17 protein-coding genes and 1 tRNA gene are annotated in these 14,986 nt (G+C 48.4%); 17 read left to right on the forward strand and 1 reads right to left on the reverse strand.

The features are described 5' to 3' along the window. Nucleotides 1–74 precede the first annotated feature (74 nt). From C0068_RS01900 to C0068_RS01915, 4 genes are all read left to right on the forward strand, one after another. Nucleotides 75–151 (forward strand) — tRNA-Ile (locus C0068_RS01900). A 217-nt stretch (nt 152–368) separates the two neighbouring features. Then, complete coding sequence (locus C0068_RS01905; protein ID WP_103682804.1) at nt 369–650, forward strand: cytochrome C oxidase subunit IV family protein; 282 nt, start codon at nt 369–371, stop codon at nt 648–650. 17 nt (nt 651–667) lie between these two features. Beyond that, nucleotides 668–1,231, forward strand: coding sequence for a cytochrome c oxidase subunit 3 (locus C0068_RS01910; RefSeq protein ID WP_146047823.1), 564 nt, complete (start codon nt 668–670; stop codon nt 1,229–1,231). A gap of 275 nt (nt 1,232–1,506) precedes the next feature. Beyond that, entirely contained in the window at nt 1,507–1,710 is a 204-nt protein-coding gene (locus C0068_RS01915) for a hypothetical protein (RefSeq protein WP_103682806.1), read from the forward strand. A 99-nt stretch (nt 1,711–1,809) separates the two neighbouring features. Here C0068_RS01915 and C0068_RS01920 read toward each other — a convergent pair whose 3' ends face one another. Beyond that, entirely contained in the window at nt 1,810–3,123 is a 1,314-nt protein-coding gene (locus C0068_RS01920) for an MFS transporter (protein ID WP_103682821.1), read from the reverse strand. Nucleotides 3,124–3,270: 147 nt separating this feature from the next. On the opposite strand from C0068_RS01920, the gene cyoA reads away from it, so the two are divergent. From cyoA to tnpC, 13 genes are all read left to right on the forward strand, one after another. Then, nucleotides 3,271–4,236 carry a ubiquinol oxidase subunit II gene (gene cyoA / locus C0068_RS01925; RefSeq protein WP_103682807.1) on the forward strand — a complete coding sequence of 322 codons (966 nt, stop codon included), beginning with the start codon at nt 3,271–3,273 and terminating at the stop codon, nt 4,234–4,236. Between the two features lie 78 nt (nt 4,237–4,314). Beyond that, entirely contained in the window at nt 4,315–6,309 is a 1,995-nt protein-coding gene (gene cyoB / locus C0068_RS01930; RefSeq protein WP_103682808.1) for a cytochrome o ubiquinol oxidase subunit I, read from the forward strand. 1 nt (nt 6,310) lies between these two features. Further along, nucleotides 6,311–6,943: a cytochrome o ubiquinol oxidase subunit III gene (cyoC, locus tag C0068_RS01935; protein WP_103682809.1), complete on the forward strand. Its 633-nt coding sequence runs from the start codon at nt 6,311–6,313 to the stop codon at nt 6,941–6,943. Beyond that, complete coding sequence (gene cyoD, locus C0068_RS01940; RefSeq protein ID WP_103682810.1) at nt 6,940–7,305, forward strand: cytochrome o ubiquinol oxidase subunit IV; 366 nt, start codon at nt 6,940–6,942, stop codon at nt 7,303–7,305. Before cyoC ends, cyoD begins: the two co-directional genes overlap by 4 nt. A 31-nt stretch (nt 7,306–7,336) precedes the next feature. Further along, a complete protein-coding gene (locus tag C0068_RS01945) occupies nt 7,337–8,065 on the forward strand; it encodes an SURF1 family protein (protein ID WP_103682811.1) in 729 nt (242 codons plus the stop codon). Between the two features lie 87 nt (nt 8,066–8,152). Next, a complete protein-coding gene (locus C0068_RS01950; protein ID WP_103682812.1) occupies nt 8,153–9,457 on the forward strand; it encodes an ATP-binding protein in 1,305 nt (434 codons plus the stop codon). A gap of 4 nt (nt 9,458–9,461) precedes the next feature. After that, on the forward strand, nt 9,462–10,034 hold the full coding sequence (locus C0068_RS01955; RefSeq protein WP_103682813.1) for a response regulator transcription factor: 573 nt from the start codon (nt 9,462–9,464) through the stop codon (nt 10,032–10,034). Between the two features lie 132 nt (nt 10,035–10,166). Next, complete coding sequence (locus C0068_RS01960; protein ID WP_103682814.1) at nt 10,167–11,702, forward strand: PAS domain-containing sensor histidine kinase; 1,536 nt, start codon at nt 10,167–10,169, stop codon at nt 11,700–11,702. Then, the gene (locus tag C0068_RS01965; protein WP_199176085.1) at nt 11,695–12,099 is read left to right on the forward strand and encodes a response regulator; all 405 of its coding nucleotides are present in this window, start codon (nt 11,695–11,697) and stop codon (nt 12,097–12,099) included. The genes C0068_RS01960 and C0068_RS01965 overlap by 8 nt, the downstream gene beginning before the upstream one ends. Then, nucleotides 12,083–12,472 carry an Hpt domain-containing protein gene (locus C0068_RS01970; RefSeq protein WP_103682815.1) on the forward strand — a complete coding sequence of 130 codons (390 nt, stop codon included), beginning with the start codon at nt 12,083–12,085 and terminating at the stop codon, nt 12,470–12,472. Before C0068_RS01965 ends, C0068_RS01970 begins: the two co-directional genes overlap by 17 nt. Before the next feature lie 122 nt (nt 12,473–12,594). Further along, nucleotides 12,595–12,957 carry a transposase gene (locus tag C0068_RS01975; RefSeq protein WP_103682816.1) on the forward strand — a complete coding sequence of 121 codons (363 nt, stop codon included), beginning with the start codon at nt 12,595–12,597 and terminating at the stop codon, nt 12,955–12,957. Beyond that, nucleotides 12,936–13,289, forward strand: a complete 354-nt coding sequence (gene tnpB, locus C0068_RS01980; RefSeq protein WP_199176086.1) for an IS66 family insertion sequence element accessory protein TnpB — start codon at nt 12,936–12,938, stop codon at nt 13,287–13,289. The genes C0068_RS01975 and tnpB overlap by 22 nt, the downstream gene beginning before the upstream one ends. Before the next feature lie 109 nt (nt 13,290–13,398). Further along, nucleotides 13,399–14,961, forward strand: coding sequence for an IS66 family transposase (gene tnpC, locus C0068_RS01985; protein ID WP_103682818.1), 1,563 nt, complete (start codon nt 13,399–13,401; stop codon nt 14,959–14,961). The last annotated feature ends 25 nt before the right edge of the window (nt 14,962–14,986 follow it).

Here is a 14,986-nt window from a genome sequence, read left to right on the forward strand (position 1 = left end):
TATCGTCAAGCACTGGCCAACCCAGCCACCGCGCACTATAATGCGCGCACGTTTTTCGACGGCAGCAGAAATTAGGGCCCATAGCTCAGTTGGTTAGAGCATCCGACTCATAATCGGCAGGTCCCAGGTTCAAGTCCTGGTGGGCCCACCATTTATAGAAGTCGCGACACAAGTCGCGCATCCGACCTTAGTCTAGTTGATTTAAGCGAGCTAGACTAAATACCCTCTCCTCCGTATCCCGCAATACCTGCAGTCAAGGCGCAAACCTATCTCGTCGATTCCGACGATTTTCTTGTTATCTTGAACTGCTATTATTTTTTCTCATTAACAATCTATAAATTTGAACACAACAATTAAACGAGACCCACATGAGCGCCCTCTTAAAAACGCGGGAAACAGCGGTATGGCTAATTCTGATGGTGGTATCCATTAGCAACTGGGTACTCGGCAGCCAACGCAGCTCGCTTGAATCCGACAGTTCCGCCGCCGTTATCATTTTACTGACACTCGCCTTTTTCAAAGTCAGTTTAATCATGCAGTATTTTATGGAGGTGCGGCACGCCAACAACGAGTTAAAGGTCAGCTGCAATCTTTGGTTACTAGCTGTATTTTTATTGGTGACTAGCGCAAATGTAGGAGTGTTCAATTGAATACCGGCATCAGCAGCATGAGCAAACCAAAACGAATTACCGGCGACGCCATCATTTGGGTAATGATTCTGGGCGATATGACCAATTTTATGATTGGCTTTGCCTACTATGGTTATTTGCGCAATGCCGACCTTGCCCTGTTTAGGCAATCGCAAGAGACACTTAGCATTCCCATAGGTGCAAGCAACTCACTCATTATGCTATTTAGCTCTTGGCTGATGGTATTAGCCCTGAGCTGTGTTCGTCAGGGACGGCACAAACAAGCGGCAAATTTTGTCCTTGGCGCCCTCGCTTGCGGCCTCGCATTCACGGCACTTAAAGCTTGGGAGTTTGCGCAAAAGGCCGAGGCCGGCATCCATTTTCTGACTAATGATTTTTATACCTTGTACTACACACTCACGGGGCTGCATTTCACCCACGTAGTGGTCGGCACCGGATTACTGGCCTGTTACGCCTATATTTTAAAAAATAAGCCAATGACTCCCGGCAAAGTATTCTATTTTGAAACCGCCGCGATTTACTGGCATATGGTTGATCTGCTGTGGATAGTTATATTTACATTGATGTACTTACTACCCTGAAACAACAGCCAACATCTCAACCTGCTCATGCTCTCTTAAACTCTGTTTAACTTTAGCAGCCGCCCCGTACACCTATATACGGAGCGGCTGCAGCTACATGCCGCCAATGCAAATTTGTCTTAAATCAAAATTCAGTGCGAATTAACACACTGACGCTAGCTTCATGCTTTTGATCTCGATTTAATTAATTCCTATACACGTACGGGCCGAGATGACGCGTTAGCACAGCACCGCAAGTCTTAGGTATTGAGTATTGGATTCGAGAGAAACAAACAATGCATGATAAAAAGGCAAATTTTGTCGGTGATGCCAAGCGAGGCAGTTTATATACCGAAACCACCTTAAGTGCGCAAGAATTCACAGAATTGAAGCGTCGCATACTTAGCGACTCAGCACGCAAAATTAGTATTGATGAAAAAATTGAAAGCCTAAAGAAAGAGCTAGATTTTTTACGCAGGACATCACAGAAGATTCTATAAGCCCTGCGTTCGCAGCCCGCTAAGAAATGTCGTTTCTAGAAAATCCGACCTTAGGGTGGCTACGTCCTTTGTATTTATGCAAACCCAAAATAGAACGAATTAATCTACAGCCTCCAAATGTTTGTTAATGCGCAAGGCTAGTAGTGTACACACCGCACCAGAAATCAAATATAAGCTCACCGCCACCAAGCCTAAATGTACTGATAGGCCCAGCGCAATAAGGGGCGCAAAGGCCGCCCCAAACAACCACGCAAAGTCCGACGTTAAAGCTGCACCGGCGTAGCGGAAACGGCGCTCAAAGTTTGCGGTTACCGTTCCTGAGGCCTGCCCATAGGAGATACCTAGCAAGGCGAATCCGATAAGAATAAAAGCGTCTTGCATCACGGGTGTTCCGCTCATTAGTAGCGGCGCAAATAATGCAAATATTGCGATCAGTACCGCCATTAAAGATACGGTGGTGCGTTTGCCTATACGGTCAGCAATCACTCCAGACAGAATGGTTGCGACAATCCCGATGCACGCACCAAACACTTGAACAATTAATACATTGCCAATGAGCTGCGATTCACCAAGCAATATCCACGACAGCGGAAAGATAGTCACAATATGAAAAAGTGCGTAGCTTGCCAAAGCAGCAAAGGCGCCAAGGAATATGTTTGGGCCTTGCTTATCTAGCATTTCGCGGGTGCTGATTGGCTCTAACTCGCTTTCTTCTAAGGCCATTGTGTACTCTTCTGTGAGTACCAAGCGCAGGCGAGCAAACAGAGCTACTACGTTAATTGCAAAGGCAACAAAGAAAGGATAGCGCCAGGCCCATGCTTGAAAATCTTCGCTACTTACGCTGTGAATCAAATAGAAGAATAATAAATTAGCAATTAAAAAACCGATTGGCGCGCCGAGCTGCCCCATCATCGCATACCAGCTGCGCTTGGCTCGCGGAGCGTTTAATACTAATAGCGACGGCAAGCCATCCCAAGAACCGCCAAGAGCAAAGCCTTGTAAAATACGGAACATGGCCAACAAGAAAATGGAGGCCCCACCCAAGGTGCCGTAACCCGGCAAGAAGGCGATACCGGCCGTGGCTGTACCTAGTAAAAACAAGGAAGTGGTAAGTTTTACGCTGCGGCCCCAGCGGCGCTGAATATTCATAAACAAGGCGGTGCCGAAAGGTCTGGCAATAAATGCCATAGAGAAAATGGCAAATCCGTATAACATGCCTTCTAAGCTACTGGCGAAGGGAAAGAACACGCCGGGGAATACCAGTACGCAGGCAATGCCAAACACGAAGAAGTCAAAGTGTTCAGAGGCGCGCCCAATAACGACCCCTATGGCTATTTCGCTAGGAGCAACGGAGGAGTGCCCCGCTGGCGTTTGCATATCATGTGTGGAGGAGCTATTTGTGGTACTGGCCATGGCGCGGCTTACTTCCAAAATTTGTGAATATCGAAAGACTACTCTTATTGCGGCGAGCCAGCCATAGGACAAATTGTCCAATTCTTTCCCCCAAGCAATTAGCTTAGAGTTTGCACCCTCTCCTAACATCTGGACTTGCGAGTGGCGATGTCGATTCTCAGAACTCTGCACAAAACATCTATTGCGGCCCTTGGTTTCGCACTATTAGCGGGCTGCGACACGGTGGTCATGTCTCCTTCAGGTGATATCGCCGCGCAGCAGGCGAGCTTGATTATATGGGCGACGGTATTGATGTTGATTGTGGTTATACCGGTCATTGTTCTCACCCTGCTATTTGCATGGCGCTATCGTTCCAGCAATAAGAACGCGACCTATGCACCGGACTGGGATCATTCCACTAGCTTAGAACTGGTCATTTGGGCTGCACCGCTCGCCATTATTATTGCCCTAGGCGCCTTAACTTGGGTTAGCACTCACCAGCTAGACCCTTATCGCCCACTGGATCGTATCAGTGAAGGCCAGCCTGTTCCCGAGGGCGTAGAACCACTAATCGTTGAAGTCGTAGCAATGGATTGGAAGTGGCTGTTCTTCTATCCCGAGCAAGGTATTGCGGTAGTTAATCAGCTTGCGGCCCCGGTAGATCGCCCCATTAAATTCAAGATCACCGCCACCACAATGATGAACTCGTTTTATATTCCAGCCCTAGCGGGACAAATCTACGCTATGGGCGGTATGGAAACCCAGCTACATGCAGTCATCAACGAAGCCGGCAGTTACGACGGCTTTTCTGCAAACTATTCTGGCGCCGGTTTTAACGGTATGCGTTTTAAATTTCTTGGTATGTCTGAAAGTAATTTTGAGCAATGGGTGGCCAAGGTGAAAAGCGACGGCGATGACCTCAGCCGCAAAGCCTACAAAGAGCTAGAAGTTCCTAGCGAATACAACCCTGTTCACTACTACAGCAAAGTAGAGCCAGGACTTTACGACGCCATTCTCAATCGCTGCGTCGACCCAGGTAGCATTTGCATGAAGGATTTAATGTCCCACCACCATCGTGATGATAAGGCCGCAGAAAAGTCGAATGCGCCAAGTGAGAGCCACCATGCCCACTAAATCATTTGATGTATCTATAGCAAGCGCCTCGCGCTCTTCCCTTTCACTGACTAAGCCTTGCGGGCGCGGGTAATTCGTATGTCTGAACAGTTCGAACTAAGCAAGCTAATATTCGGCCGACTCAGTTGGGAATCCATCCCACTTCACGACCCAATTATTTTGGCGACTTTTGTCATGGTGCTATTAGGTGGTGGCGCAATTGTTGGCGCACTCACCTATTACAAAGTGTGGGGCTATTTGTGGCGGGAATGGATCACCAGCATTGACCACAAGCGCATCGGCGTGATGTATATGATTTTGGGTATAGTCATGCTTTTGCGGGGCTTTGCCGATGCCATCATGATGCGTATTCATCAAGCCATGGCCTTTGGCGATGCGACCGGATATTTACCTCCCCATCATTACGACCAAATATTTACTGCCCACGGCGTCATCATGATTTTCTTTGTGGCCATGCCCTTTGTCGTTGGTCTAATGAACTATATTGTGCCGCTGCAAATTGGCGCCCGCGACGTCGCTTTCCCCTTCTTAAATAATTTAAGTTTTTGGATGACGGCAGCAGGTGCAGCACTCGTTATGGCATCGCTATTTATAGGCGAATTTGCCAAATCTGGCTGGCTAGCTTACCCGCCATTAACGGGGATATTACAAAGTCCGGGGGTCGGGGTAGATTATTATATTTGGTCCCTGCAAATAGCAGGGGTAGGGACGCTACTTTCTGGTATTAACTTCGTAGTGACCATTGTAAAAATGCGTGCACCCGGCATGAATATGATGAAAATGCCGGTATTTGTATGGACGGCGCTATGTACTAATATTTTGATTGTCGCCGCCTTCCCTGTGCTTACCGCGGTGATGACCTTGCTTTCCCTCGACCGCTACTTAGGTATGAATTTTTTCACCAATGATCTTGGCGGTAACGCCATGATGTACGTAAACCTAATTTGGATTTGGGGTCATCCAGAAGTCTATATTCTAATTCTGCCTATTTTTGGCGTGTTCTCAGAAATAGTGTCTACCTACAGTGGCAAGCGTCTTTTTGGCTACTCGTCGATGGTCTACGCCACACTCGTCATTACCATATTGTCGTATTTGGTATGGCTGCATCATTTCTTTACGATGGGTTCTGGTGCAACGGTGAACAGCTTCTTTGGTATCACCACCATGATCATCTCGATACCGACGGGTGCAAAAATATTTAACTGGCTGTTCACTATGTACCGTGGTCGCATCAAATTTGATGTCCCCATGTTGTGGACGGTTGGCTTTATGATTACCTTCGTTATTGGCGGCATGACTGGAGTGTTATTAGCTGTACCACCGGCTGACTTTGTACTGCATAACAGCTTGTTCCTTATTGCTCATTTCCACAATGTCATCATTGGTGGTGTGGTATTTGGCACCTTCGCCGCTATTACTTACTGGTATCCCAAAGTCACCGGCTACAAACTAGATCCATTTTGGGGTAAGGCATCATTCTGGTGCTGGTTCATCGGCTTCTATCTCGCCTTTATGCCGCTGTACATGCTCGGATTTATGGGCGTGACTCGACGTATGAGTCATTTTGATGATCCGTCATTGCAGATCTGGTTCCAAATTGCCTTGGGCGGCGCGGTATTAATTGGCTTGGGTATCGCCTGTTTCTTAATCCAGCTTTACGTCAGCTACAAAAAGCGCGACTCACTGCGCGACGAAACCGGCGACCCTTGGGATGGCCGCACGCTGGAGTGGTCAACCTCTTCACCACCACCAAAATACAACTTCGCATTTACACCAAAGGTGTATGACAACGACGCGTGGTGGCACATGAAGGCAAATGGATTTGTGCGTCCAACAAGCGACTTCCTCGCCATCCATATGCCCAAAAATACAGCGGCGGGAATTATTGTTGCCGGTATCAGCACCGTATTCGGCTTCGCGATGATTTGGCATATGTGGCTACTAGCCGGCCTTTCTTTTACCGGCTTAATTATTGCCATCATCATTCATACCTTTAACTACAAGCGCGACTACTATATTCCCGTCGAAGAAGTCGCTCGCACTGAAGCCCAACGCACAGAGGTACTAGCCTGAGATGTCACATTCTGCAGTAATACCCGCCGCCGGCGAATCTAGTAAATTTGAATTTTTAGAACGCGGCGAACACCACGTCGCCAATGGCACCCTGCTAGGTTTCTGGCTGTACTTGATGAGCGACTGCCTTGTATTCGCGGCGCTTTTTGCCACCTACGGTGTGTTAAGCCAAAACTTTGCTGGCGGACCAACTGGGGCAGATTTATTCGACCTTCCTCTAGTCGCCATCAACACTAGCTTTTTACTTTTCTCGTCGATCACCTACGGCTTTGCAATGTTGCAAATGCAACAAAAAAAGCTAAAAGGAACCATGATTTGGCTAGCCATTACCGGCGTGCTCGGCTCGGCCTTTCTAGGCTTAGAACTATATGAGTTCTACCACTTAATTCACCAAGGCGCAGGCCCACAGCGCAGCGCATTTTTATCATCATTCTTTACCTTGGTCGGCACCCACGGACTGCACGTTAGCTTCGGTATAATTTGGTTGGTCACACTGCTGGTACAACTCAAGAAGCACGGACTTACCACCGCCAACCGCCGCCGCTTATTCTGCCTATCCATGTTCTGGCACTTTCTTGACGTAGTATGGATTGGCGTATTCACCATTGTTTATCTTATGGGATCAATGTCATGAGCGAACATCATTTACACAGCTCGGAACATCACGAAGAAGAAGGCCCACACAGCAGTTTTAGCGGCTATATGATTGGGTTTATGGCCTCGGTTATACTCACCGCCATTCCCTTCTGGTTAGTGATGGCAGATGTACTCAGTTCACGCAATGCAACGGTCATCGTCATTCTTGGCTTTGCCTTGGTGCAAATTTTGGTTCACATGATCTTCTTTTTGCATATGAATTTTCACTCCGAAGGCGGCTGGAATATGTTGTCGCTAATATTTACGGTGGTGCTTTTGTTTATTACTTTAGCCGGCTCGCTCTGGGTGATGTATCACATGAACGTGAATATGATGCCAGGCATGATGGGCAGCAGCTAATTAATAGCGATCACATACGCTTTGGTGACCTATGTTTAAGCGCCAGACTTTAAAAAAATGGGGATTCGCTATTGTTGGGCTGATCGCATTTATTGGTTTTATTGCACTTGGCAATTGGCAGCTTGAGCGACGTACATGGAAGCTAGATCTTATACAGCGGGTCGAGGAACGGGTTCACGCCCAAGCTGAGGCCGCACCAAGCCCCGAAAGCTGGGCAAACATCACGAAAGCTCACGATGAGTATCGAAAAGTTTTTCTCACCGGCAGCTATGTTCCCAATCAAGACGCATTGGTTGTTGCGGCAACGGAACATGGCAGCGGCTATTGGGTGCTCACCCCCTTCAAAACGCAAGACAATAGCGTCGTCTATATTAACCGAGGTTTTATCACTCAGGGCGTTAAAGCCTCAAGCCCGCCAGCGGGCCAGCAGCAGGTCATTGGTCTACTCCGCCTAAGCGAACCCAAAGGCAGTGTACTTCGTGACAACGACCCAAGCTCCAACCGCTGGTATTCTCGAGACACGCAGGCACTAGCCACCAAACACAATATTGTTGCTGCGCCGTTTTTTATCGATATTGAAAAAAGCGCACTGGACAATTCACGCCCGCTAGGCGAAAACCAACAACATCCGATTGGCGGCCTAACTATTATTAACTTTCATAACAGCCATTTAGTTTATGCCATCACCTGGTACGGCCTCGCCGCAATGGTGGTAGTCGCAGGCCTAATTGTAATTAGAGAAGAACGCGGCAAGTCGTGATGTAAGGCTGGCTGCGACATTGCCGCACTCATAGGTATACTGTGCCTAATCCAGCAATAAGATAACGATGACAATAAGCGCACTTCAATGACCGACGATATACGCCAGTACATTCAGTTTGAAAGCAGCGATGCCGATACCCTCGGCAAGCATATGCGGCAACTCGTGCAACTGCGTTGGTTGGCCGTGCTCGGACAGCTCCTAACCATCCTGCTCACTCACTACGGCTTTGGTGTTGAGCTACCCTTACAAGTCATGCTCAGCGTATTGGCAGGACTTGCCCTTTTTAATGCATTTAATGAATTAGGACTGCGACTCAAACATCGGGTACGAACCGCCGAGTTGTTCATGGGCCTGTTAGTAGACATGGGCACACTCACCATTCAACTTTACTTGAGCGGTGGAGCAACCAACCCCTTTGTATTCCTGTATTTACTGCAAGTTGGACTCGCCGCCGTACTCTTAGCCCCCTCGTTTGCCTGGGCATTGCTCGGCGTTGCAACACTGTGTTTTCTTTGGCTTGCCGAGGCTGGGCGACCACTTGATTTACCGCAGGATTACCATTTAGGTATACGAAGTTACTATGTAGAGGGAATGCTAATTTGTTTGGTACTTAACGCCGCCTTATTAGTGGTGTTTATTAACCGGATTAATCGCACTCATCGAGAGCACGATGCACGATTAGCTGAACTGCGCCAACGCGCAGCAGAGGAAGAACACATATTACGCATGGGGTTGTTAGCATCTGGCGCCGCCCACGAACTTGGAACTCCGTTAGCAACCATTTCAGTCATTCTTGGTGATTGGCGCCACATGCCCAAGCTCAATTCTGACCCAGACCTTTACGAAGAAATTACCGAGATGCAAACCCAGCTCCAGCGCTGTAAAACCATCGTCAGCGGTATCCTTATGTCTGCAGGCGAAACCCGCGGCGAATCATCCGAGGAAACCAGCGTTTGTGATTTCTTTAATGAACTCGTTAACGAGTGGAAAAACACAAGAAAAGTACGTGAATTCAACTTCCAAAATCGCTTTGGAGAAGATATCGATATCGCTTCTGATACCGTATTAAAACAGACTATCTGCAATCTTCTCGACAATGCCTTAGAAGCGTCACCAGATTGGGTGGGACTAGACCTTAGCCGTGACGAGGATATGCTACTTATTCAAGTTTTTGACCGCGGTCCTGGCTTTGCAAAGGAAGTATTCAATCGCCTCGGACAACCCTATCAATCTACCAAGGGTAGACCGGGCAGCGGACTAGGTTTATTTTTAGTTTTCAATGTTGCCCGCATTTTAGGCGGGCAAGTTAGCGCTAGAAACCTTGAAAATCGAGGAGCGGAAATCAGCCTTCGCCTCCCCATTGATGCACTCCGGCTAAAGGAGGTTTAATTCGATGCCAGACCACACGGATCACTCTGCCGCACCTACGGAGCCTAGCTCGCCAACCCTCCTGCTAATAGAAGACGATGCCGCCTTTGCCCGAACTTTAGGGCGCTCGTTTGAGCGGCGGGGTTACACAGTGATCAACGCCAATAGCCTAGAGGCCACACAGCTACTATTAAAAACACATTCGCCGGCTTATGCGGTAGTAGACCTAAAACTTGACGGCGAAGCCTCTGGTCTATCCTGCGTACAAGCCTTGCACAAACACGATCCAGAAATGCTTATCGTCGTTCTAACTGGCTATGCGAGTATCGCCACCGCTGTTGAAGCGGTAAAACTTGGGGCCTGTCATTATCTAGCCAAACCATCTAATACCGATGATATAGAAGCCGCGTTTAACAATGCCGAAGGCAATGTAGGGGTCGAAATTCGCGGCCGCGCAACGTCAATCAAAACCTTAGAATGGGAACGCATACACGAAACACTGGCAGAAACAGGCTTTAATATCTCAGAAACGGCGAGAAGGCTAGGCATGCACAGACGAACTCTGGCCAGAAAACTCGCAAAGCAGCAGGTAAAGTAAGCTATTCAAGGACTTAGCTAAGTTTGTAAGTACTTTTCCGTGTTCACCCGCCCGCACAAAGCGTATAGATTCAATAATCCCTTATTCAATCGATATAAATGCCATGAACAGCCCATTAAGTCGCGGCCAAAAATGAGCAGTAAAGACGCCGTTAACGATTTACTGTCGCGAACTAAAGCGATAGTAGACACGATTGTGGACGGTGTTATCACCATCAGCGATCACGGTCTCATCGAAACCGTGAACCCCGCAGCAGAAAATATATTTGGCTATAGCAAGGAAGAGCTCATAGGCAAAAATGTGTCTATGTTAATGCCTGCACCCTATCAGCACGAACATGACGGCTATTTGCGAAATTACCTCAACACCGGCAATAAAAAAATTATCGGTATAGGCCGCGAAGTAACTGGCCGCCGTAGCGACGGAAGCACCTTTCCATTAGAGCTTGCGATCAGCGAAATGGAAGTAAATGGCCAACGAATGTTTACCGGCATCGTCCGTGACATCTCTCAACGCAAAGACACTGAAGAAAAGCTACGGGAATTATTAGCTCGAACCAAAGCAATTCTAGACACGATTGTGGATGGCGTTATTACCATCAGTGATCGCGGCCTGATAGAAACGGTAAATCCGGCAGCGGAAAAAATTTTCGGCTATAAACTAGACGAGCTTGCAGGCAAAAATGTTTCTATGCTCATGCCCAACCCATATCGAGCGGAGCACGATCAATATCTAAATAACTACCTAAGCACAGGCGAGAAAAAGATTATTGGTATAGGCCGCGAGGTAACAGGCCTACGGAAGAACGGCAGCACATTCCCGCTAGAGCTCGCCATTAGTGAGATGGAGGTCAACGGCCTCCGTATGTTTACAGGGATTGTCCGCGACATCTCTGAGCGTAAAGAAACGGAAGACCAGCTTCGTAGCGCTATGCGACGAGTTCACGAACAGCAAATTAAAGACGAATTCATCGCCACCGTAAGCCACGAACTTCGCACGCCGCTCACCTCGATTAAGGCGTCATTAGAACTGATTATTGGCGGTGCAATAGACAAAAAATCTAGCCAAGCAGATATGCTAATCAATATTGCACATAAAAATAGCGACCGCCTGCTTTTATTGATTAATGATATTCTCGATATATCGAAAATTGAATCAGAAAAAATGCAGTTCAATCGGCAGGATATTCGAGTCAAACCCTTTCTCGAAACTGCCATATTCGACAATCAAGCCTACGCCAAAAAGCATCAGGTCAAATTCGTACTAAAGCAATGTCCGGACTCTCTCTACATCAATGTAGACCCAGACCGTCTTATGCAGGTCATGAGCAATCTCATGTCTAATGCGGCTAAGTTTTCACATCATGATTCTATAGTTGAAATTAGTGCCGACAATATCAATGGCAGCGTTCGCATTGCAGTATGTGACAAAGGGCGAGGAATTCCGAAAGACTTCCAAAATAGGGTATTCGATAAATTTACCCAAGCAGATACATCTGACAAGCGTGAAATAAATGGTACAGGCTTAGGATTACATATATCTAAAGCCATCGTCGAACAACACGATGGGACGCTCTCTTTTGTTTCAACACCAGGCAAAGGCAGTGAGTTCTACATAGATCTGAGTATGACAGAGGGTTCAGCGCAACAAGGGCATCATAGTGAGTGACACAATAGAACTTGAACGACTTATGTATATTGAAGACGAACCCGATATTCGTCTTGTTGCCGAAATTGCGCTCGCGCAAGTAGCGGGCTTTAATGTAAAAATATGCAAGGATGGAAATGAAGGTCTAGCGTCTATTAATGACTTTAAACCCCAATTAGTACTGCTCGACGTCATGATGCCGGGAATGGATGGCCCGCAAATACTGAATAAGATTAAGGCGCTGGACGAATTTAAACAAATCCCTATCGTTTTTATTACAGCCAAAGCGCAAGCGGAAGAAATAGCAAAACTCAAAAAGCTCGGGGCTGAAAGCGTTATAACCAAGCCTTTCAACCCAATGACATTAGGCGACAATATTAGAACGATTTGGCGGAATCACCATGAGTCAAAACAATAAACACACTCCTGAGTCCATAGACGCCCAACTAGCCGAGTTGCAAAAAGGCTATATATCTAAATTAAGTGAAAAACTGCAAGCAATAATGGTGCTGTGGAACACCTACACCGCTAATAAAAACGATGCCGATGAACTCCACAAACTCTATCGAGCAGTGCACTCTGTAGCAGGTACATCTGCCATGTTGAACATCACTGAAGTGCATCAAATCTGCGCTGAAATAGAATTAATTTTACTGCAAATGCTAAATCCAGAAGCTGACGAAATAAGTGACCATACCAAATTACATCAGCTATTTAGCCAGCTGCAGATATTGCGAAGCAACCATGACTTTAAAGCTATGCCAATTAACCTTAACGAGCATCTCAGCTAAGAACTTTAAACGCAGAACGCAGAACGCAGAACGCAGAACGTAAGCGTCCGGGCAACTCACCTTCCCATCCAATTTTAGGATAGTAGTCTTGGTGTCCACCTCATACTAAGTGGACACCAACGATGGATATTCAAGGATTACTTCCCGCGCCAGCCAAACCACCACGCCGCCAACATTCTCTCGAATTTAAGGAGCAAGTCGTGGCAGCGAGTTATACCGCCAATACTTCGGTGGCAAGCGTAGCGCAGCAGTTTAAAATCAATGCCAATCTCGTGCATAAATGGCGGCGCCAGTTTGAAGCGAAGGCGGCTGGGCGTGATGACTTTATTAAAGTTGCACCGCGAATTCCCGTCAAGGCAATGGACGCCTCATGCCCTGATACCACGCTAAAAGTCGAACTAAGCAGCCCCCTTGGTCCCGTCACGATCCACTGGCCAATGTCCGGTCTTGCCGATTTAGCTTCATGGCTGAAGTCCCAATCATGATTCGTATCGACGAGATTTGGTTGGCGCGTGAACCGCTGGATATGCGCGCTGGCCCAGATACCACTTTGGCGCGCGTGGTACAGAGCTTCGGCGAAGCCCGCCCCCATTGCGCCTACCTTTTTGCCAACAAGCGGGCCAATCGGATGAAGGTATTGGTGCACGATGGCTTTGGTTTGTGGCTAGCCGCTCGGCGATTACACCAAGGTAAATTCAGCTGGTGCGCGCTGCGTGAAGGGCGGGCAATCGCGCTAGATGAGGAACAACTGCAAGCGCTCGTCGTCGGCTTGCCCTGGCAACACGCGGGTGGCGCAGCCACCATCTCGGTGCTGTAATCTCGACCAAACGGCCTCTTTAATACGAGGTTGTGAGCACAGTTGCCGCACCTCGTCCATTTACAAAATCGTCATCGAACGCGGCGCCAAGTTCTGGCAAAGTAAGGTGATGACTCAGCCAGCCGACCTCCAAAACTTATCTCCCGACCAGCTTCGCAAGCTGGTCATGCAGTTGCAGGAGACGGTGACTGCCCAAACGCACAAGATCGCCGAACGCGATCAGTGCATTGCTCAACGCGAAGCCTCGCTCGAACAACTACAAACCCATAAAGACAGGCTGACCCACGAGTTGGCGCTGTTGCGTCGCCACCGCTTTGGTAAGCGCAGTGAAGGGATCGATAAGCACCAGCTCGCTTTATTGGACGCGCTGGTCGATGAAGACATCGCCGCGATTGAGGCTGAACTGGAAAAAGTCTCAATTACGCCACCACAGCGCGAACGCAAAAAGCCCAAACGCCAAGCACTTCCCCAAGGCTTGCCTCGCACCGAGATTCACCATGAGCCCGAGAACACAAACTGCGTTTGTGGCTGCGCAATGACTCGGATCGGTGAAGACGTTAGCGAGAAACTCGATTACCAGCCTGGCACCTTTAGTGTTGAGCGTCATGTCAGGGGTAAATGGTGCTGCCGTGATTGCGACAGTCTGGTACAAGCTCCTGTCGCAGCGCACATTATTGATAAAGGCATTCCCACCACCGGTTTATTGGCTCAAGTGCTCATTAGCAAATATGCCGATCATCTGCCGCTGTACCGCCAAGAACAACAGTTTGCCCGTAGCGGCGTCATGATTCCCCGTTCAACATTAGCGGATTGGGTGGGTCGTTGCGGCGTAGAGCTACGGCCTTTAGTGGATCATCTGCGCGAGCAACTATTAGAACAAGCTGTACTACATGCCGATGAAACACCGGTTGCGATGTTGGCGCCGGGTAAGCAGCGTACTCATAAAGCCTATGTCTGGGCCTATGCGGCAACGCGCTACTCCCCGATACAAGGCGTGGTCTACGACTTCAGGCCCAGCCGCTCAGGCAAAGAATCGAGAGACTTCCTCGCAGATTGGCGAGGGAAGTTAGTTTGCGATGATTACAGCGGTTACAAAGCGGGCTTCGCCAATGGCATGATCGAAATTGGCTGCTGGGCCCACGCTCGTCGTAAATTCCACGATCTGCACGTGGCCAACAAAAGCCAGATTGCTGAACAGGCGCTGAACTATATTAAACAGCTCTATCTCATCGAGCGGGAACTTGTTGAACTAAGTCCTGAGCAGCGAAGGCAACAACGACAAGAACAAGCCAAACCGATTATCGATCAGCTACAGCATTGGCTGATCGGAAAGCGGCAACAGGTACCCGATGGCAGCGCGACGGCCAAAGCAATCCAATACAGTTTGAAACGCTGGGATGCGCTCACGCGCTACCTTGATGATGGCGCTGTGCCCATCGACAATAACTGGGTTGAGAATCAAATTAGACCTTGGGCGCTTGGCCGTTCGAACTGGCTGTTTGCGGGGTCGCTGCGCAGCGGTCAGCGCGCGGCTAACGTAATGACCTTGATCCAGTCCGCGAAGATTAATGGCCTGAACCCGCAAGCCTATTTGAAAGATGTAATGGCAAGATTGCCGACTCAGCGGGCGTCAAAGATCAGCGAACTACTGCCGCATAATTGGCGGCCGTAGCAATGTGGGTTTGCCGGAAGCTTAC

The sequence above is a fragment of the Zhongshania marina genome (genome assembly GCF_002915595.1).
In the GTDB taxonomy this organism is placed as follows: domain Bacteria; phylum Pseudomonadota; class Gammaproteobacteria; order Pseudomonadales; family Spongiibacteraceae; genus Spongiibacter; species Spongiibacter marinus_B.